This is a genomic window from Pseudomonas sp. IT-P2, assembly GCF_949767575.1.
Classification (GTDB): domain Bacteria; phylum Pseudomonadota; class Gammaproteobacteria; order Pseudomonadales; family Pseudomonadaceae; genus Aquipseudomonas; species Aquipseudomonas pharyngis.
In genome coordinates this window covers 603,717-622,381 of record NZ_CATKQA010000033.1, presented here as the reverse complement: position 1 = coordinate 622,381, position 18,665 = coordinate 603,717, and the positions used below count along the sequence as shown (strand labels likewise).

Below are 18,665 nucleotides of genomic sequence, written 5' to 3'. Positions count from 1 at the left end.
AGGGGTGGAATGACAATTCAGCCAATGGCCTGCGGTTTGCGAATCCCCAACCGGCTGATCCACACCGCCGCCAGAATCACGCTGCCACCGAGGAACAATCGACCCAACTCTTCATGCTGATTCCAGATCAGCAGGTTCAGCAGCAGGCCCACCGGCACGTGCAGGTTGTTCATCACCGCCAGGGTGCCGCCGTTGACCAGGCACGCGCCTTTGTTCCACCAGTACAAACCGAGTGCGGTGGAGACCAGACCAAGGAACACCAGCACGCCCCATTGCAGCGGTGCTTCGGGCAGGAAATTGGATTTGCCGAACAGCAGGAACGCCGGCAGCGCCACCGCCAGTGCGCCGAGGTAGAAGAAACCAAAGCGCCGGTAGTGCGGCAGATCGCTCGGGTGTTTCGCCACCAGATGCTTGTACAGCACTTGCCCGGCGGCGTAGGTGAAGTTGGCCAGTTGCAGCAGCAAAAAGCCCATGAAGAAATCCGGGTTGATCCGGTCGTAGCGGATCACGGCCGCGCCTGCGACCGCCACCAGTGCGGCGATCAGCGCCCACGGATTGAAGCGTCGGTTGAGTGCGTCTTCGATCAGCGTCACGTGCAATGGCGTGAGGATGGTGAACAGCAGCACTTCCGGCACCGTCAGCACGCGGAAACTCAAGTACAGGCAGACGTAGGTCACGCCGAACTGCAACGCGCCGATCAGCAGCATGCCGCGCATGAACGCCGGTTCCACCGAGCGCCAGCGCGTCAGCGGAATGAACACCAGCCCGGCCAGTACCACACGCACCAGCACCGCGAAGTAGCTGTCGACATGACCGGCCAGGTATTCGCCGATCAGACTGAAGGAAAACGCCTGGATCAGCGTGACAAAAAGTAGATAGCCCATGCTCGCCTCGATTTCGAATGGCGGCGACGATAGCGGTTTTTGCCAGCCATCGCTAAATCCCGGGCAAAAAAAAGCCCGATCTCGCTAAAGCGTTCAATCGGGCTACAGCACTCAGGAGCAACAAGTGCAAAGGGAGGTTCGATGCGCGTAGAGCCTTGAAGGGGTTGCGCCAGGTCACTAGAACAATCGGCGATTATCTGGCGATTAACATATCAGGCGACCTGGGACAGTTTGGCGTTGGCCTGGTTGAGGCCTTTCTCCTGGAAGTCGCCGCCCAGATTCATGCCTTCAGCGTGGATGAAGGTCACGTCGTTAATGCCGATGAAGCCCATCACCTGACGCAGGTACGGTTCCTGATGATCCGCCGGGCCGCCGGCGTAGATCCCGCCGCGAGCGGTCAGCACATAGGCACGCTTGCCGCTGAGCAGGCCTTGCGGGCCGGTTTCGGTGTATTTGAAGGTCACGCCGGCACGCAAGACGTGGTCGAGCCAGGCTTTCAGGGTGCTCGGGATGGCGAAGTTGTACATCGGCGCCGCCATCACCAGCACGTCGGCGGCCAGCAATTCATCGGTCAATTCGTTGGAACGGTCCAGCGAGGCCTGCTCGCTGTCGTTGCGCTGCTCGGCGGATTTCATCCAGCCGCCCAGCAGGTTGATGTCCAGATGCGGTACCGGGTTCACGGCGAGGTCACGCACGGTGATCTGATCGGCCGGATGCGCCGCTTTCCACTGACTGATGAAGGTCTGGGTCAGTTGACGGGAAACCGAGTCTTGCTGGCGGGCGCTGCTTTCGATGATCAGAACGCGGGACATGTTGTGTAGCCTCCATCCGAGAATGTTGTAAGTCGATGGAGTGAAGGTTAAACAGTGTCGTATCGATGAAAAAGCGCAAATAATTGCTGCAAAGCATCGAAAAATTCGTTTAGATGCAAGCCTCAGCCTGTGGAAGCCCGCTCCCACAGGCCCGTGACGCTATTTCGGGGTGCAGCTCAGCTTTATGCGCAGCTTGATGATGGTCCGGGTGAACTTGGCCGTGGCGTTTTTATGCTTGCCCGCCGCCACCTCGATATTGCGCGTGCGCGGCGCTTCCGGGCCGTTGGTGAATACCACCTTGCAGGTCGCGTCGACGTCACCGTAGTTGTTGACCTGGATGGAGCCGATGTCGTTATCGGTGTCGAACGCGTTGTAGTCGATCTTCAGGCCGTTGAGGTCCTTTTCCACATCGATCGGGTACGCGAACGCAGTCAGCGGAAGCAGCGCCAGCAACACACAACAGAATTTTTTCATTCGGCAGTCTCCATGAGGGACCGCCAGCTTAGGACAAGAGGAGCTATTGATGAAAGCGCCCCGCGTGACCCTTGATCAATGGCGAACGTTGCAAGCCGTGGTCGACCACGGCGGATTCGCCCAGGCCGCCGAGGCCCTGCACCGTTCGCAATCGTCGGTGAGTTACACCGTCGCCCGCATGCAGGATCAGCTCGGCGTGCCGCTGTTGCGCATCGACGGCCGCAAGGCCGTGCTGACTGAAGCCGGCGGCGTCCTGCTGCGCCGCTCGCGGCAATTGGTGAAACAGGCCAGCCAGCTGGAAGACCTTGCCCATCACATGGAGCAGGGCTGGGAAGCCGAAGTACGGCTGGTGGTCGACGCCGCCTACCCGAGCGCCCGTATCGTGCGCGCATTGACCGCGTTCATGCCGCAGAGCCGTGGCTGCCGCGTGCGTCTGCGTGAGGAAGTGCTGTCGGGCGTCGAAGAAGTGCTGCTCGAAGGCGTGGCCGATCTGGCCATCACCGGGCTGAGCATTCCCGGTTATCTTGGCGCGGAATTGAGCGATGTCGAATTTGTCGCCGTCGCCCATCCTGATCATGCGCTGCACCGGCTCAACCGCGAGCTGAGCTTTCAGGACCTGGAAACCCAGATGCAAGTGGTCATCCGCGACTCCGGCCGCCAGCAACCTCGGGACGTCGGCTGGCTCGGCGCCGAGCAGCGCTGGACCGTCGGCAGTCTCGCCACGGCTGCGACGTTCGTCAGCAGTGGCCTGGGATTCGCCTGGCTGCCACGCCACATGATCGAGCGGGAACTGAAAGACGGCTCGCTCAAGCTGCTACCGTTGGACAGAGGCGGCAACCGCAACTCCAGCTTCTATCTGTATTCGAACAAGGACAAACCCTTGGGCCCAGCCACGCAAATCCTCATCGAACTGCTGCGCACCTTCGACACCCTGCCGCTGGACGCACCGTTCGCCGCCCCCGAACAAGCCTGACACGGAGTTCACCGATGGCGTATTTCGAGCATGAAGGTTGCAACCTGCACTACGAGGAATATGGCCACGGCGATCCGTTGCTGCTGGTTCACGGTCTGGGCTCCAGCACTCTGGACTGGGAAATGCAGATTCCGGCGCTGGCCGCGCATTACCGGGTGATCGTCCCGGACGTGCGCGGTCACGGCCGCTCCGACAAACCCCGCGAGCGCTACAGCATCGCCGGCTTCAGCGCCGACATCGTCGCCCTGATCGAGCACCTGAAGCTCGGCCCGGTGCACTACGCCGGGCTGTCCATGGGGGGCATGATCGGCTTTCAGCTCGCCGTCGATCAGCCGCGGATGCTCAAGAGCCTGACCATCGTCAACAGCGCGCCCGAGGTCAAGGTGCGTACCCGCGACGATTACTGGCAGTGGTTCAAGCGCTGGAGCCTGATGCGTGTGCTCAGCCTCGCCACCATCGGCAAGGCCCTTGGCGCCAAGCTGTTCCCCAAACCGGAGCAGGCAGATTTGCGTCAGAAGATGGCAGAGCGCTGGGCAAAAAACGACAAACGTGCTTATCTCGCCAGCTTCGATGCGATTGTTGGCTGGGGCGTCCAGGAACGACTTTCCCGGGTCACCTGTCCAACCCTCGTCGTCAGCGCCGACCGGGACTACACCCCCGTTTCGCTGAAAGAAACCTATGTCAGACTGCTGCCCGATGCGCGGCTGGTGGTGATCGCCGATTCGCGCCACGCCACCCCGCTCGATCAGCCCGAACGCTTCAATCAAACGCTGCTGGAGTTCCTCGCCACAGCCGATAATCACCCTCAGGATCACTGACCCATGCTGAAAAAACTCGCCCTCGCCGCCGGCACCGTGCTGTTCGCTGCCAACCTGATGGCTGCCACGCCGGCAAAAGCACCGCACGTGCTGCTGGACACCACCAACGGCCAGATCGAAATCGAGCTGGACCCGGTCAAGGCGCCGATCAGTACCAAGAATTTCCTCGAGTACGTCGACAGCGGCTTTTACAACAACACGATTTTTCACCGCGTGATCCCGGGCTTCATGGCCCAGGGTGGCGGCTTCACCCAGCAGATGCAGCAAAAAGACACCAAGGCCCCGATCAAGAACGAAGCCAGCAACGGTCTGCATAACGTTCGTGGCACCCTGTCGATGGCCCGTACTTCCAACCCGGATTCGGCCACCAGCCAGTTCTTCATCAACGTGGCCGACAACGCCTTCCTCGATCCGGGCCGTGACGCCGGTTACGCGGTGTTCGCCAAAGTGGTCAAGGGCATGGACGTGGTCGACATCATCGTCAACTCCCAGACCACCACCAAACAGGGCATGCAAAACGTGCCGGTCGACCCTGTGATCATCAAGTCGGCCAAGCGCATCGACTAAGCTTTACAGGGCATATCGAGCGGCGCCGATTACCCATCGCGCCGCTCACACTGATAAAAGGAGAGCCCGTGCTCCGGGCGGTTATCTGATGCTCTATCGCCGTTTCGAACAACTGATCGACATATTCCGCGACGCCCCGACGGCGTCTCCGCCGGACCGCGTTCTGCCCTTCTATACCTATTACCTGAAGCAGGTCTGGCCGAGCTTCGTCGCCCTGCTGATCGTCGGCCTGTTCGGCGCCTTGATCGAAGTGGCGCTGTTCAGCTACCTGAGCCGCATCATCGACCTCGCCCAGGGCACGCCGAACGTCGACTTCTTCAAGGTGCACGGCGTCGAACTGGCGTGGATGGCGGTGGTAGCGTTACTGCTGCGCCCGCTGTTCCTGGCGCTGCACGACATGCTGGTGCACCAGACCCTGAGCCCGAGCATGACCAGCATGATTCGCTGGCAGAACCACAGTTACGTGCTCAAGCAGAGCCTGAATTTCTTCCAGAACGACTTCGCCGGGCGCATTGCCCAGCGCATCATGCAGACCGGCAACTCGCTGCGCGATTCCGCCGTGCAGGCGGTGGATGCGTTGTGGCATGTGCTGATCTACGCGATCAGTTCGCTGGTGCTGTTCGCCGAGGCTGACTGGCGCCTGATGATCCCGCTGCTGACATGGATCGCGGCCTACGTCGGCGCACTCTATTACTTCGTGCCTCGGGTCAAGGACCGCTCGGTGGAAGCCTCAGACGCGCGCTCGAAACTGATGGGCCGGATCGTCGACGGCTACACCAACATCGCCACCCTGAAGCTGTTCGCCCACACCAACTTCGAACAGCACTACGCCCGCGAAGCGATCCAGGAACAGACCGAAAAAGCCCAACTGGCCGGCCGCGTGGTCACCAGCATGGACGTGGTCATTACGACCATGAACGGCCTGCTGATCGTCGGCACCACCGCGCTGGCGCTGTGGTTGTGGACGCAATCGCTGATCAGCGTCGGCGCAATCGCCCTGGCCACTGGCCTGGTGATCCGCATCGTCAACATGTCCGGCTGGATCATGTGGGTGGTCACCGGCATTTTCGAAAACATCGGCATGGTCCAGGATGGTCTGCAGACCATCTCGCAACCGGTCAGCGTCACCGACCGGGAGCAGGCCAAACCGCTGGCCGTGGCCCGTGGTGAAGTGCGTTTCGAGCACGTGGATTTTCACTACGGCAAGAAGAAAGGCATCATCGGCGACCTCAACCTGACCATCAAACCCGGCGAGAAAATCGGTCTGATCGGCCCGTCCGGCGCCGGCAAATCGACTTTGGTCAACCTGCTGCTGCGCCTGTACGACGTCGAGGGCGGGCGGATCCTGATCGACGGCCAGAACATCGCCGAAGTCGGCCAGGAAAGCCTGCGCGCGCGGATCGGCATGATCACTCAGGACACCTCGCTGCTGCACCGCTCGATCCGCGACAACTTGCTGTACGGCAAGCCCGACGCCACTGACGCCGAACTCTGGGAAGCGGTGCGCAAGGCCCGTGCCGATGAGTTCATTCCGCTGCTGTCGGACGCCGAGGGGCGCACAGGATTCGATGCGCATGTCGGCGAACGCGGGGTGAAGCTGTCCGGTGGTCAGCGTCAGCGGATCGCGATCGCGCGGGTGCTGCTCAAGGACGCGCCAATCCTGATCATGGACGAAGCGACCTCGGCGCTGGACTCGGAAGTCGAAGCGGCGATCCAGGAAAGCCTGGAAACCCTGATGCAGGGCAAGACCGTGATCGCCATCGCCCACCGCCTTTCGACCATTGCCCGCATGGACCGGCTGGTGGTGCTGGAAAACGGCAAGATCGCCGAAAGCGGCAACCATGCCGAACTGCTGGCCCATGGCGGGTTGTATGCGCGGTTGTGGGCGCACCAGACCGGAGGGTTTGTCGGCATCGATTGAACCGCGCTTCTGATCGTTCCCACGCTCCGCGTGGGAACGATCAACGTGAGATAAAACCGCCAGAGCCCTTTAACTATGGGCTCTGGCGGTTTTTTATCGCCTGCTGGAAATTCGCATGAACCCTGCTGTACTGACCCAAGGCTCCGGAACGGAACCTGTCGTAAATCTGCAAGGAAGCACCACTCGATCCAGTCTCGATAGTACGTCTATCAAGGACACTCTCATGTCTCTGTTCAAACGTTCAGTCACTGAGTTGTTGGGTACGTTCTGGTTAGTGTTGGGCGGTTGCGGCAGTGCGGTCATTGCCGCGTCTTCACCCTTGGGAATCGGTGTGCTGGGGGTGGCCCTGGCCTTTGGTCTGACGGTGCTGACCATGGCGTTTGCCATCGGCCACATCAGCGGCTGTCATCTCAACCCGGCCGTGTCGGTCGGTCTGGTCGTCGGCGGTCGGTTCCCGGCCAAGGAACTGCCTGCCTACGTCATCGCCCAGGTGATCGGCGGGATTCTGGCAGCGGCCCTGCTCTACCACATCGCCAGCGGCAAGGAAGGCTTCGACATCGCCGCAGGCCTTGCCTCAAACGGTTATGGCGAGCACTCCCCGGGCAAATACTCGATGGCATCCGGCTTCGTCACCGAGTTGGTGATGACCGCCATGTTCGTGGTGATCATCCTCGGCGCCACCGACAAACGCGCTCCGGCGGGACTGGCACCGATCGCCATCGGCCTGGCCCTGACGCTGATTCACCTGATCTCGATCCCGGTCACCAATACCTCGGTCAACCCCGCCCGCAGCACCGGCCCGGCGCTGATGGTCGGCGGCTGGGCCATCGCCCAGTTGTGGATGTTCTGGGTCGCGCCGCTGCTCGGTGCGGTGATTGGTGGCGTGATCTATCGCTGGTTAGGCAAGGAAGACAGCTGAGGGAGTCGGCGAGGATCAGGCTTGCCGATACGGCAAGGCGCTCCTCGCCTCTTCGGCATAGGCCAGGACACCGGCGCGCTCCTGGTGCAGGAAGTCTTTGACCGCTGCTTTCAAACCGGGATGACGCAGGTAATGCCAGGAATGGGTGATCACCGGTTCAAAGCCGCGAATCAGTTTGTGCTCGCCCTGGGCACCGGCATCGAAGCGCTGAAAACCCTGGGCAATCGCATAGTCCATGCCCTGATAGAAACAGGTCTCGAAGTGCAGCCGGTCGAACTCGGCCAGGCATCCCCAATAACGCCCGTAAAAGCTGTCGCCGCCCACCAGGCTGAACGCCATCGCCACCGGCCGTGAGCCCTGCCGGGCCAGTACCACGCGGATCGATTCCGGCATGCGCTCGGCCAGCAGGCTGAAGAATTCCCGGGTCAGGTAAGGTGCCTGCCGGCGTACCGCGTAGGTGTTGGCGTAACAGGCGTAGACAAAATCCCACTGCGTCTCGTCCAGTTCGCGGCCTTCCAGCCATTCGAACTCGAAGCCCTGTCCCGCCACTTGCTCGCGCTCCTTGCGCATCTGCTTGCGCTTGCGCGAGGCGAGCACGTCGAGGAAATCCTGAAAGTCGCGATAGCCGCGATTCTGCCAGTGGTACTGACAGCCGATGCGTTGCAGCCAGCCCGGCTGCTCGGCCATGGCGGCATCGGTAAACGCGTCGGTGAAGTTGATGTGGGCGCTGGAGAGTTCTTCGATTTCCAGATACCCCGGCAGGCTCTTGAGCAGCTCGAATCCGTCCTCGACATTCGCTGCCAACAACCGTGGGCCGCTGACCGGACTGAATGGCACCGCGCTCAAAAACTTGGGGTAGTAATCAATGCCGGCCCGAGCGCAGGCATCGGCCCAGCCGTGATCGAACACATATTCGCCGTAGGAGTGCCACTTACGATAACCGGGCAACGCGGCGATCACGCGCCCCGCTTCGACGTGCAGCAAATGCTCCGCTTGCCAGCCGGTGTGCGGGCCGACGCTGCCGCTGTCCTCCAGCGAAGCCAGGAAGGCGTGGCGCAGAAACGGCTGGTTTTGCGGGACCAGAACATCCCAGTCGGACGCTGGAATTTCCGACAGTTTATGCAGACGTTGCAGCGGCATTTTCCTCTCCACTTTCGGGCGTGAACGCCCGGCGAGTATCGCTGATCGGCGGGGCGTTGCCCACGTCCGATTACGCGACAGCGCTCTAAATCAATAGTTCACGGCAGCTTTGTATCGTCATCAACCTGCCATCATCGTGCCACTGCTCTGTCATAAACCATCGCGATACTGGCGCCTGTTTTTAGAGCGCCGGGTTCTACCCCCGGACACTGTTTTCCGACCGTCAAACCGTCGGTTGTGCCCAGGATGGTTCAGCCATCCCCTTCATCTTCGGAGATTGCTATGCGTCTTGCTTCCACGAAAACTGCGGCGGCCCTGTGCGGTGGCCTGTTGCTGGCCATGAGTGTTCCGGCCAGTGCCGCAGTCGACGCCAAACTGCTCGACATGCTCAAGGCTAACGGTTCGATTTCCCAGGCGCAGTACGTTGAACTGCAAACTGAACTGGCCAAGGATCAGAAGGCCCAGCAAATCGCGCAGCAGGCGCAGCAGGAGACCAACGAGCAAATCGCGGCGACCGCGAAGAAAACCAACGAACTCAGCAGTTTCGACCAGAAACTGGCCTGGGCCGCCAAGACCCAGTTCAAGGGTGACGTGCGTATCCGTCAGGAAACCATCAAGATCGATGGCGAGCCGAACAACGGCGGCCGCGACAAGGATCGCCAGCGCATCCGTGCCCGTCTGGGTGCGTACACCGAGATCAACCCGCAAGTCGACACCGGCATCCGTATCGCCACCGGCGGCGGCGACGACGCCCGTTCGACCAACCAGGACCAGGACAATTACTTCGACAAGAAGCAAATCTGGCTCGACCTGGGCTACATCGACTACCACCCGGATCAGATCAAGAACCTGCACATCATCGGCGGCAAAATGCTGCAACCGTGGGTGAGCATGGGCGACGTGATCTGGGACAGCGACATCAACCCGGAAGGTCTGGCCGTTACCTACAAGTATCCGTTGGGCAGCAGCGTCGAGCTGTTCGGCAGCCTGGGCAACTACAACCTCAAGGACAACGTCGATGGCGACGGCGTGCAATTCCGTCACGACCTGCGCCTGACCGCCGGCCAGTTGGGCAGCCGCTTCGCCATCACCGACAACCTGAAACTGACCCTGGGCGGCAGCGTCTACGCCTACCAGAACGACGAAGACAGCCGTTGCACCGGCACTTCCACGCCGTGCGCCCTGGCCGTCAACGGTAACTCGGCAGACAACGAATTCCGTCTGTACGAAGGCTTCAGCCAGGTCGACATCGGCGGCCTGCCAATGCCGCTGTCGTTCTACGGTCAGTACGTGAAGAACAACGATGCAGTGACCGATCAGGACACCGCGTGGCTGGTAGGTGCCAAGTCGAAAGTCTTCGGCCTGAACCTCGACTACAACTATCGTGACGTGCAGCGCAACGCGGTGGTCGGCGCCTTCACCGATTCGGACTTCGCCAACGGCACAACCGGTTCCCGTGGCCACAAGTTCAAGGTCGGCTACGACATCGACAAGAACTTCGCCATCGGTGCGACTTACTTCCTGACCAAGGCCGACTTCTCCAGCCGTACCCAGCGTGATGCAGACACCAACACCCTGCAGCTGGACGCGGAAGCGAAGTTCTAAGCAACCCGGCAACAGACTTCAAACGATGGGTTGTACATCCGGTTCCATCGTTTGAAGCGGCTTCAACAGACTGGCGCGGCCGCAGCGATCCCCATCATCCGTTCGCTGCGGTCGCGCCAGGCTGTGTTTTCAGGGACTGTCCTTGCGCCGCAGCGCTGCCAGCTGCTCTGCCAACGCGTCCACGCCCTCTTCAGGCTTTTGCGGCATCGCTCGCAACGTCGCCTGCATCAAACGCATCTGGCGAATGAACCGCCGGCAATTGCGGCAGAACATCAGGTGATGACGCACCATCAACTTCTCGCGAAAGCTCAACTGGCCATCGAGATAATCGCTGGATCGCGCCACTTGCTCCTTGCAGGTCAACATTCTCCCGTCTCCTCAAAATGCTCCACGGTCGCGAAGACCTTCAAGCGTGCCCTGTGCAGCAACACGCGGACATTGGAGAGCGAGATCTCCAGAAGATTACAGATTTCCTCCAGCTCCAGACCCTGACGCTCGCGCAGCGTGAGCACACTGCTCTGAAGTTCGGAGAGACTGAGCAACGTATGCTCCAGACATTCACGCAGCTCGCCTTCTGTCAGCAACGCTTCGGGCGTGTCCTGGTGCCAGGCGAACGGTGCGACAAGCCAGTGCCCGTCGCCGGGAGAGAAACGATTGTCGTCGATGGTGCCGTGGGGGGACGGCAGATCATCCAGCAACACTTCGCGACGATTGAGTTTGTAGCGGCTCTTGGCCGAGTTGGCGGTGATGGTCAGCAGCCAGGTCTTGAGACTGGAGCGCCCCTCGAAACGGCCGATATTGCGTACCACCGACAGCCAGGCATCCTGCACCACTTCCTCGACATGGCGCTGGCCGACAATCGCGTAGGCCACCGCGCGCATGGGGCTTTGATAGGTGCTGACCAGTTCCTTGAAGGCTTTCTGTTCACCTGCCAACAACCGCTCGAGCAGTTGTGTGTCGTCAACCGCCATCCATCAATCCCCTTTTCCTGACTCCGAAAATGATAGCGGCAGGATCTCTCCTGCCGCCAGTTTCGAAAATTACAGCGTTCGCGCCGATTCGGATGTAGGAAACGTCAGCGCGATTAAGAGGAAATGAACTCGCTCTTAGCGTTTACGCAGAATCACGCTACCAATCGAGTAACCGGCACCGAACGAACTCAGCACCGCCAGCGAACCGGCCGCCAGATCGTCCTGATATTTGTGGAACGCGATCACGGAACCGGCGGAGCTGGTGTTGGCGTAGGTGTCGAGAATCACCGGGGCTTCTTCTTCGGTGGCCTCGCGGCCCAGCAACTTGCGCACGATCAGGTGGTTCATGCTCAGGTTGGCCTGGTGCAGCCAGAAGCGCTTCACGTCACCGACGTTGAGCTTGTTCTCTTCCAGATGTTCGCCGATCAGTTCGGCGACCATCGGGCAGACATCCTTGAACACCTTGCGGCCTTCCTGCACGAACAGTTTGTCGCGGGCGCCGATGCCCTCTTCCGCCGCGCGATTGAGGAAGCCGAAGTTGTTGCGGATGTTGTTGGAAAACTTGGTCAGCAGTTTGGTGCTGACCACGTCGAATTGGTGCTTGGAGGTGGCCAGATCGGCGCGCTCGATAATCACGGCGGTGGCCGCGTCACCGAAGATGAAGTGGCTGTCGCGGTCACGGAAGTTCAGGTGACCGGTGCAGACTTCCGGGTTGACCATCAGGATCGCCCGGGCCTGACCCAGTTGCACGGTGTTGGCCGCTTGCTGGATGCCGAAGGTCGCCGACGAGCAGGCCACGTTCATGTCGAAACCGAAACCCTGGATGCCCAGCGCTTCCTGGACTTCGATGGCGATGGCCGGGTAGGCGCGCTGCAGGTTGGAGCAGGCGACAATCACGCCGTCGATGTCGGCGGCGGTTTTGCCGGCACGTTGCAGGGCTTGTTCGGCAGCGCCGATGGCCATCTGGCAGAGCACCGACCATTCGTCGTTGGAACGCTCCGGCAGGCGTGGCGCCATGCGCGCAGGGTCGAGGATGCCGTCCTTGTCCATGACAAAGCGGCTCTTGATGCCGGAAGCTTTTTCGATGAACGCGGCGCTGGACTCGGTCAGGGCCTGGACTTCGCCGTTGGCGATGGCTTCGGCGTTGTCCGCATTGAACTGGGCGACGTAGGTATTGAAAGACTGCACCAGCTCTTCGTTGGAGATGCTGTTGGCCGGGGTGTACAGGCCGGTGCCGCTGATGACGACGTTATGCATGGTCGTTTCTCTAATCTGTTCAGGCAGAAAGTGCTGGCACCGACGTGCCAACACGCAAAGGGTCCATTCCCGTATCAGGGACGCAAAAACCTGGCATCGCTTTATTCCGACCTCGCCCGCAGTTGAGAAGGCTCAAAACCGCGGGGCCGGCGTTTATAGGCGCGAAGTTTGCCATAAACCTTGGCTTTTGGCGCCTTTTGCTGATCGTTCCCACGCTCCGCGTGGGAATGCAGCCAGGGACGCTCCGCGTCCCAAAAACGGACGCAGAGCGTCCGGGGAAGCGCTACCACGCAGAGCGTGGGAGCGATCAGGCACTCGCTAGGGTTCGACCTGCGTCCATTGCTTGTTGAGCCGCTTGTCGGAGATCGGTACTTTCGTCCCCAACTGCTGGGCGAACAGCGAAACCCGGTACTCCTCCAGCCACCAGCGATACAGCTCGAGCTGCGGATCGCGTTTGCCTTCCTGCGCATGCTTGGCCGCGCGGGTCTGGTATTGCGTCCAGAGGCCGGCGAGTTCGCCGCTCCAGACCCGATCCTTCTGCACCTGCGCGCCCAGCTTCTCGAAACGCTGCTCGACCGCTTTCAGGTAACGCGGCAACTCCTTGAGCCAGAGCATCGGCGTTTCCCGGACGAAGCCCGGATACACCAGATGGCTGAGCTGCTGCTTGATGTCGTTAAGCGCCACCGCCTGAGCCAGGTCGATCTTGCCCTTGAAGCGTTTTTGCAGACCGTGCCAGAGCTTGAGGATTTCCAGCGTCAGGCGTGCCACGCGCTCGGCGTGTTCGGTCCAGCTGCCGCGCTTGCGCTCGGCCAGTGCCGCCAGACCTGCGCCATCACGCGGCAACGGGTCTTCGCCCTCGAGAATGCAGCTGTCGAGGCTGGCCAACAGAATGTCTTCGACCAGCGCATCGACCCGCCCCAGTTCGCGGTACAGCAGGCCCAGTTCGGTCAGGCCCGGCAACTTGCCGCGCAGGAACTTCGCCGGTTCGGCCAGTTGCTGCAGCAGCAGACGTTGCAAGGCGCGGCGATGCTGGAATTCGGCTTCGGCCGGTGTCGAGAAACGACCTTCCTTGACCGTACCGCCCTCTTCCACCAGCGCCGGATAGACCGTCATCGACAGCCCGGCGATCTTCTGCTGAGTCTTTTCCGCCACCGGCGCGAAGACCTTGGCCTCCACCGGTTGCTGGCTCTTCGCACTTTGCGGCACGGCCAACGCGGCCTGGCTGGCTTCGGCGAAACGTGCAGTGAGTTCGGCCAGATCCCGGCCTTCGCCAAGGAACTTGCCTTGCCCGTCGACGATTTCCAGGTTCATCCGCAGGTGGCTTTCGACCTGCTGCGTCGCTTCGGCCCAGGCTTCATCGCTGACCCGCGCGCCGGTCATGCGCAGCAGTTCGCGACCCAGCGCTTGCGGCAACGAACCTTCGGCGAAGGTCATGCGTTGCAGCGCGGCCTTGATGAAGTCCGGCACCGGCACGAAGTTCTTGCGCAAGGCCTTGGGCAGGTTGCGCACCAGCGCGATGCACTTGGCCTCGATCAGTCCCGGCACCAGCCATTCCAGGCGCTCCGGCGGCAGCATCGGCAACAGCGGCGCCGGCACTCGCAGGGTCACACCGTCGCGCGGGTGATTCGGTTCGAAGTGGTAACTCAGGGCCAGTTCCAGATCGCCGATGTGCAGCGTGTCCGGGTAATGCTGGGCGGTGACTTCACTGGCCTCGCGAGCCAGCACGTCTTCCTCGCGCATGATCAGCAGTTGCGGGTCTTTCTGGCTGTTGACCCGATACCAGCTGTCGAAGGTCGCGGTCTGGTGGATCTCCGCCGGCAAACGCGCGTCGTAGAACGCGTAGAGGGTTTCCTCGTCGGCCAGAATGTCCCGACGACGAGCCTTGGCTTCCAGTTCGTCGAGTTGTTCGAGCAATTGCTTGTTAGCGCTCAGGCACTTGGCTTTCGATTGAATCTCGCCCCGCACCAGGCCTTCACGAATAAACAACTCGCGCGATACCACCGGATCCACCGGGCCATAATGCACCGGTCGACGACCGACCACGATCAGGCCGAACAGGGTGATCTGTTCGAACGCCACAACCTGCCCGCGCTTCTTCTCCCAGTGCGGTTCGAAGTGGTTTTTCTTGATCAGGTGCCCGGCCAGCGGCTCGATCCAGTCGGCGTCGATCTTCGCCACCATCCGCGCATAAAGCTTGGTGGTTTCCACCAGTTCGGCGGTCATCACCCACTGCGGGCGTTTCTTGCCGATGCCCGACGATGGGTGAATCCAGAACCGCCGCTGACGGGCGCCAAGATAGTCGCCGTCCTCGGTTTTCTGGCCGATCTGGCTGAGCAGGCCGACCAGCACCGCTTTGTGCAATTTCGGATAATCCGCCGGTTCTTTGTTCAGGCTCAGCTGCAAGTCGCGGCAGATCAGGCTCAACTGACGGTGGGAATCGCGCCACTCGCGCAGCCGAAGGTAGTTGAGGAAATTCTTGCGGCACCAGTTGCGCAGCGGGCTGGCGGTCAGCGCCTGGCGCTGCTCTTCAAAACCGCGCCACAGATTGACCAGCCCGGCGAAGTCCGAATCGGCGTCCTTCCACTGAGCGTGGGCCTGGTCAGCGGCCTGCTGACGCTCCGGCGGACGCTCGCGCGGGTCCTGAATCGACATGGCACTGGCGACGATCAGCACCTCCTGCAAGCTGCCAAGTTTCGCCGCTTCCAGCAGCATGCGGCCCATTCGCGGGTCCACCGGCAGGCGCGCCAGTTGGCGACCGAGCGGGGTCAGCTGACTGTTGCGATCCACCGCCGACAATTCCTGCAGCAGGTTGAAACCGTCGCTGATCGCCTTGCCGTCCGGCGGCTCGATGAACGGAAAATCGGTGATCTCGCCGAGGCGCAGATGGAGCATCTGCAGGATTACCGCCGCGAGGTTGGTGCGCAGGATTTCCGGATCGGTGAATTCCGGGCGACCGAGGAAATCCTCTTCGCTGTACAAGCGCACGCAGATACCCGGCTCGACCCGGCCGCAACGACCTTTACGCTGGTTGGCACTGGCCTGGGAAATCGCTTCGATCGGCAGTCGCTGGACCTTGGCGCGGTAGCTGTAGCGGCTGATGCGCGCGGTGCCGCTGTCGATCACGTAACGGATGCCCGGCACGGTCAGGGAAGTTTCGGCAACGTTGGTCGCCAGCACCACGCGACGCCCCGGATGGGACTGGAAGATCCGCTGCTGCTCGGCCGGCGACAGGCGCGCGTACAACGGCAGGATTTCGGTGTGTTTGAGCTGGGCCTTGCGCAGCATGTCGGCGGCGTCGCGGATCTCGCGCTCGCCGGGCAGGAACACCAGCACATCACCGGGACTGCGGCGCTCGCTGCGCTCATAGGCGGCGATTTCGTCGAGGGTGGCGAGGATCGCCTGATCGACAGTCAGGTCGTCCTCGACGCGGTTGCCTTCTTCGTCCTGCTCGAGCGTCAGCGGGCGATACCAGGTTTCAACCGGGAAGGTGCGGCCGGACACTTCGACAATCGGCGCATCGTCGAAATGCTTGGAGAAGCGCTCCAGATCGATGGTCGCCGAAGTGATGATGACTTTCAGATCCGGGCGACGCGGCAGCAGGGTTTTCAGGTAACCGAGCAGGAAGTCGATGTTGAGGCTGCGTTCGTGGGCTTCGTCGACGATGATCGTGTCGTAGCGTTCGAGGTAGCGATCGTTCTGGGTTTCCGCCAGCAGGATGCCGTCGGTCATCAGTTTGATCAGGGTATTGGAATCGCTCTGGTCTTCGAAGCGCACCTGATAGCCGACCAGCGCGCCCAGCGGCGTGCCGAGTTCTTCAGCGACCCGGCTGGCCACGCTGCGCGCTGCGATCCGCCGAGGCTGGGTGTGGCCGATCAAACCGTGCTGGCCGCGACCGATTTCCAGGCAGATTTTCGGCAACTGGGTAGTTTTGCCCGAGCCGGTTTCACCGGCGATGATCAGCACCTGATGCTTTTCCAGGGCCTTCTTGATTTCGTCACGCTTGGCCGCAATCGGCAGGCTGTCGTCGTAACGGATCACCGGCAGGCTGGCCTTGCGCGCCAGCACCTGATCGCAGGACGCCTGCATGCGCGCCACCCACTGGGCCAGCTTGGCCTCGTCGGGTTTCTTGCGCAGCTCAAGCAACTGCCGCCGCAGCCGGTGGCGGTCGGCGAGCATGGCGTGATCGAGGTTTTTCAGCAGTTTGTCGATGGAGGGCGATTCGTCGGTCATCGGGTACGCAATTCGGTCGTCTAGTGGCGCAAGGACGCGATTGTCGCAGAAAAGCAGCTACAAGCGGCAAGCTACAAGCCGCAAGTTGAATGCGGTCTTTGACTTGAGGCTTGTAGCTTGCGGCTCGCGGCTGCTTTATTCGTTATCAAGGCCCTTTCGCCGATATGGAAAGACATCGATGACTTTCCCCGCCCGAATCGCCTCCTGCAATCCCTTCCAGTAATCGGCGTTGTACAACTCGCCATGCAACTGATCGAACAGCTTGCGCTGCGCTGCATCGGCAAACAGGAACGGCGGAAATTCCTCGGGAAACACATCCAGAGGCCCGATCGAATACCAAGGCTCGGAGGCCATTTCGTCCTCCGGCGTACGCGGTGCCGGAATGTGGCGGAAGTTGGCTTCGGTGAGAAAGCAGATCTCGTCGTAGTCGTAGAACACCACCCGGCCATGGCGGGTGACGCCGAAGTTCTTCAGCAGCATGTCGCCGGGAAAGATGTTGGCCGCCGCCAGTTGCTTGATCGCCAGCCCGTAATCCTCCAGCGCTTCGCGCACCTGGGCTTCGTTGGCGTTATCCAGATAGAGGTTGAGCGGGGTCATCCGGCGCTCGGTCCAGCAGTGGCGGATCAGCACGGTTTCACCTTCCAGCGACACCGTGGACGGCGCGACTTCCAGCAGTTCCGCCAGGCACGCCGGCTCGAATTTGCTCAGGGGAAAACGAAAGTCGGCGAATTCCTGGGTATCGGCCATGCGCCCGACCCGGTCGACGCTTTTCACCAGTCGGTATTTCTCGATCACCGTGGCGCGGTCGACGTTTTTCGATGGGGAGAAACGGTCCTTGATGATCTTGAACACGGTGTTGAAGCCCGGCAGCGTGAACACGCTCATGACCATGCCGCGCACGCCCGGCGCCATGATGAACTGGTCATCGGTGTTGGCCAGGTGATTGATCAGGGCGCGGTAGAACTCGGATTTGCCGTGCTTGTAGAAACCGATCGAGGTGTACAGCTCGGCGATGTGCTTGCCCGGCAGGATGCGTTTGAGGAAACCGATGAACTCCGCCGGCACCGGCACATCCACCATGAAATACGAACGGGTGAAGGAGAAGATGATCGACACCTCCGCTTCGTCGGTGATCAATGCGTCGATCTGAATCCCGCGCCCTTCGCGGTGCAGCAGCGGAATCACCAGCGGCCACTGATCGTCGTTGGTGTAGATCCGCCCGACCAGGTACGCGCCCTTGTTGCGGTACAGCACCGAGGAAAACAGCTCGACGCTCAGTTCCGGGTCCTTGCACACCCAGTCCGGCAGGTTCTCGCGCAGTTGCGCTTCCAGGCGATGCAAGTCACCGGGCAGATCGGCGTAGGCCTCGTTGAAGCGATAATCGGCAAAGATGCTCGCAAGCATGCCCGAGATCTGCCCTTGGGGCTTGTAGGTGCGGGTCTGTGCGGCCCTTGCGCGGCGCAGGCTCGGGCGCGTGGTGTGGATGAACATGCAGCCGTCGCTGATCAGGTCGTGGCTGAACAGGCCGCAGAAAATCGAGTTGTACCAGGTCTCGGACAGTTCATCGTCGAAGCGCAGGTCGATGATGCTGATGTAGGCGCTTTTCACCAGCGGCCAGCAGGTGACGTCCATCAAGGTGTCCGGCTCGAAGTACTCGCGCAGACGGGCGACGGTTTCACCGACCTTTTCTTCGTAGAGGTTGATCCGCGCCGCCGACGCCGTTTGCGTGTCCTGCCAGCGGGCCTGCTCGAAGCGCTCCCGGGCGCCGTCGGTGATCCGCCGGAAATGCTCGCGGTAATCGTCAAAGCCATCGAGGATCAGACGGGCGATGTCGGTGGCTGGCCATTGCTGCGGCATAGATGAGACCTCTGCGGGAATTGGAGAATCTGTGCTCGAAGGCCTGAGCTTAGCCACGGAAGCGGGCGCAGGAGAAGCGCAATTTCTGCCAAATGCTCTTGCGGGTTGTACAGCGACACAGTTTTTATCAAAGTTTTTTTTAATCGACCGTTCGGTCAATAAATACCCACTTCGGTTCCCCCCACCACTGGGCGCCAGCCCGCGTCTTCTCTGGGTTTCGGATCCAATTCAGCGGCG

The 18,665-nt window shown here is 61.2% G+C and carries 15 protein-coding genes; 6 read left to right on the top strand and 9 right to left on the bottom strand.

Translation table 11 applies throughout. The features are described from left to right. Positions 1-17: 17 nt before the first annotated feature. The 3 genes from ACM6JM_RS19080 to ACM6JM_RS19070 form a co-directional block, all read right to left on the bottom strand. On the bottom strand, positions 18-884 hold the full coding sequence (locus ACM6JM_RS19080) for a carboxylate/amino acid/amine transporter (RefSeq protein WP_103385763.1): 867 nt from the start codon (positions 882-884) through the stop codon (positions 18-20). Between the two features lie 212 nt (positions 885-1,096). Further along, entirely contained in the window at positions 1,097-1,696 is a 600-nt protein-coding gene (locus ACM6JM_RS19075; protein WP_011332962.1) for an FMN-dependent NADH-azoreductase, read from the bottom strand. A gap of 159 nt (positions 1,697-1,855) precedes the next feature. Then, positions 1,856-2,170, bottom strand: coding sequence for a hypothetical protein (locus ACM6JM_RS19070; RefSeq protein WP_011332961.1), 315 nt, complete (start codon positions 2,168-2,170; stop codon positions 1,856-1,858). Positions 2,171-2,219: 49 nt separating this feature from the next. Here ACM6JM_RS19070 and ACM6JM_RS19065 point away from each other — a divergent pair, with 49 nt between their 5' ends. From ACM6JM_RS19065 to aqpZ, 5 genes are all read left to right on the top strand, one after another. Next, positions 2,220-3,143 carry a LysR family transcriptional regulator gene (locus ACM6JM_RS19065; protein ID WP_011332960.1) on the top strand — a complete coding sequence of 308 codons (924 nt, stop codon included), beginning with the start codon at positions 2,220-2,222 and terminating at the stop codon, positions 3,141-3,143. A gap of 14 nt (positions 3,144-3,157) precedes the next feature. Beyond that, positions 3,158-3,961: an alpha/beta fold hydrolase gene (locus ACM6JM_RS19060; protein WP_074691123.1), complete on the top strand. Its 804-nt coding sequence runs from the start codon at positions 3,158-3,160 to the stop codon at positions 3,959-3,961. A gap of 3 nt (positions 3,962-3,964) precedes the next feature. Then, complete coding sequence (locus ACM6JM_RS19055) at positions 3,965-4,528, top strand: peptidylprolyl isomerase A (protein WP_011332958.1); 564 nt, start codon at positions 3,965-3,967, stop codon at positions 4,526-4,528. Positions 4,529-4,616: 88 nt separating this feature from the next. After that, the gene (locus ACM6JM_RS19050) at positions 4,617-6,449 is read left to right on the top strand and encodes an ABC transporter ATP-binding protein (protein ID WP_414882338.1); all 1,833 of its coding nucleotides are present in this window, start codon (positions 4,617-4,619) and stop codon (positions 6,447-6,449) included. Positions 6,450-6,672: 223 nt separating this feature from the next. Further along, entirely contained in the window at positions 6,673-7,368 is a 696-nt protein-coding gene (aqpZ, locus tag ACM6JM_RS19045; RefSeq protein ID WP_103385764.1) for an aquaporin Z, read from the top strand. A gap of 15 nt (positions 7,369-7,383) precedes the next feature. Here the strand turns inward: aqpZ and ACM6JM_RS19040 are convergent, their stop codons facing one another. Beyond that, a complete protein-coding gene (locus ACM6JM_RS19040; protein ID WP_103385765.1) occupies positions 7,384-8,508 on the bottom strand; it encodes a GNAT family N-acetyltransferase in 1,125 nt (374 codons plus the stop codon). Positions 8,509-8,790: 282 nt separating this feature from the next. Between ACM6JM_RS19040 and ACM6JM_RS19035 the strand changes: the two genes are divergently transcribed. Continuing rightward, complete coding sequence (locus tag ACM6JM_RS19035) at positions 8,791-10,113, top strand: putative porin (RefSeq protein ID WP_039772596.1); 1,323 nt, start codon at positions 8,791-8,793, stop codon at positions 10,111-10,113. A 129-nt stretch (positions 10,114-10,242) separates the two neighbouring features. Here ACM6JM_RS19035 and ACM6JM_RS19030 read toward each other — a convergent pair whose 3' ends face one another. The 5 genes from ACM6JM_RS19030 to aceK form a co-directional block, all read right to left on the bottom strand. Beyond that, positions 10,243-10,479 carry an anti-sigma factor family protein gene (locus tag ACM6JM_RS19030; RefSeq protein WP_039772598.1) on the bottom strand — a complete coding sequence of 79 codons (237 nt, stop codon included), beginning with the start codon at positions 10,477-10,479 and terminating at the stop codon, positions 10,243-10,245. After that, positions 10,473-11,084, bottom strand: a complete 612-nt coding sequence (locus ACM6JM_RS19025) for an RNA polymerase sigma factor (RefSeq protein WP_064594197.1) — start codon at positions 11,082-11,084, stop codon at positions 10,473-10,475. Before ACM6JM_RS19025 ends, ACM6JM_RS19030 begins: the two co-directional genes overlap by 7 nt. A 135-nt stretch (positions 11,085-11,219) precedes the next feature. Beyond that, positions 11,220-12,341, bottom strand: a complete 1,122-nt coding sequence (locus tag ACM6JM_RS19020) for a beta-ketoacyl-ACP synthase III (RefSeq protein WP_039772601.1) — start codon at positions 12,339-12,341, stop codon at positions 11,220-11,222. Between the two features lie 318 nt (positions 12,342-12,659). Then, a complete protein-coding gene (gene hrpA / locus ACM6JM_RS19015; RefSeq protein WP_414882337.1) occupies positions 12,660-16,571 on the bottom strand; it encodes an ATP-dependent RNA helicase HrpA in 3,912 nt (1,303 codons plus the stop codon). A 135-nt stretch (positions 16,572-16,706) separates the two neighbouring features. Beyond that, positions 16,707-18,428 carry a bifunctional isocitrate dehydrogenase kinase/phosphatase gene (aceK, locus tag ACM6JM_RS19010; RefSeq protein ID WP_103385767.1) on the bottom strand — a complete coding sequence of 574 codons (1,722 nt, stop codon included), beginning with the start codon at positions 18,426-18,428 and terminating at the stop codon, positions 16,707-16,709. Between the last annotated feature and the right edge of the window lie 237 nt (positions 18,429-18,665).

What these genes read in the sequence shown, in the direction of transcription:
- ACM6JM_RS19080 (WP_103385763.1), bottom strand. Translation starts at nt 884, where the DNA reads ATGGGCTATCTACTTTTTGTCACGCTGATCCAGGCGTTTTCCTTCAGT.
- ACM6JM_RS19075 (WP_011332962.1), bottom strand. Translation starts at nt 1,696, where the DNA reads ATGTCCCGCGTTCTGATCATCGAAAGCAGCGCCCGCCAGCAAGACTCG.
- ACM6JM_RS19070 (WP_011332961.1), bottom strand. Translation starts at nt 2,170, where the DNA reads ATGAAAAAATTCTGTTGTGTGTTGCTGGCGCTGCTTCCGCTGACTGCG.
- ACM6JM_RS19065 (WP_011332960.1), top strand. Translation starts at nt 2,220, where the DNA reads ATGAAAGCGCCCCGCGTGACCCTTGATCAATGGCGAACGTTGCAAGCC.
- ACM6JM_RS19060 (WP_074691123.1), top strand. Translation starts at nt 3,158, where the DNA reads ATGGCGTATTTCGAGCATGAAGGTTGCAACCTGCACTACGAGGAATAT.
- ACM6JM_RS19055 (WP_011332958.1), top strand. Translation starts at nt 3,965, where the DNA reads ATGCTGAAAAAACTCGCCCTCGCCGCCGGCACCGTGCTGTTCGCTGCC.
- ACM6JM_RS19050 (WP_414882338.1), top strand. Translation starts at nt 4,617, where the DNA reads ATGCTCTATCGCCGTTTCGAACAACTGATCGACATATTCCGCGACGCC.
- aqpZ (WP_103385764.1), top strand. Translation starts at nt 6,673, where the DNA reads ATGTCTCTGTTCAAACGTTCAGTCACTGAGTTGTTGGGTACGTTCTGG.
- ACM6JM_RS19040 (WP_103385765.1), bottom strand. Translation starts at nt 8,508, where the DNA reads ATGCCGCTGCAACGTCTGCATAAACTGTCGGAAATTCCAGCGTCCGAC.
- ACM6JM_RS19035 (WP_039772596.1), top strand. Translation starts at nt 8,791, where the DNA reads ATGCGTCTTGCTTCCACGAAAACTGCGGCGGCCCTGTGCGGTGGCCTG.
- ACM6JM_RS19030 (WP_039772598.1), bottom strand. Translation starts at nt 10,479, where the DNA reads ATGTTGACCTGCAAGGAGCAAGTGGCGCGATCCAGCGATTATCTCGAT.
- ACM6JM_RS19025 (WP_064594197.1), bottom strand. Translation starts at nt 11,084, where the DNA reads ATGGCGGTTGACGACACACAACTGCTCGAGCGGTTGTTGGCAGGTGAA.
- ACM6JM_RS19020 (WP_039772601.1), bottom strand. Translation starts at nt 12,341, where the DNA reads ATGCATAACGTCGTCATCAGCGGCACCGGCCTGTACACCCCGGCCAAC.
- hrpA (WP_414882337.1), bottom strand. Translation starts at nt 16,571, where the DNA reads ATGACCGACGAATCGCCCTCCATCGACAAACTGCTGAAAAACCTCGAT.
- aceK (WP_103385767.1), bottom strand. Translation starts at nt 18,428, where the DNA reads ATGCCGCAGCAATGGCCAGCCACCGACATCGCCCGTCTGATCCTCGAT.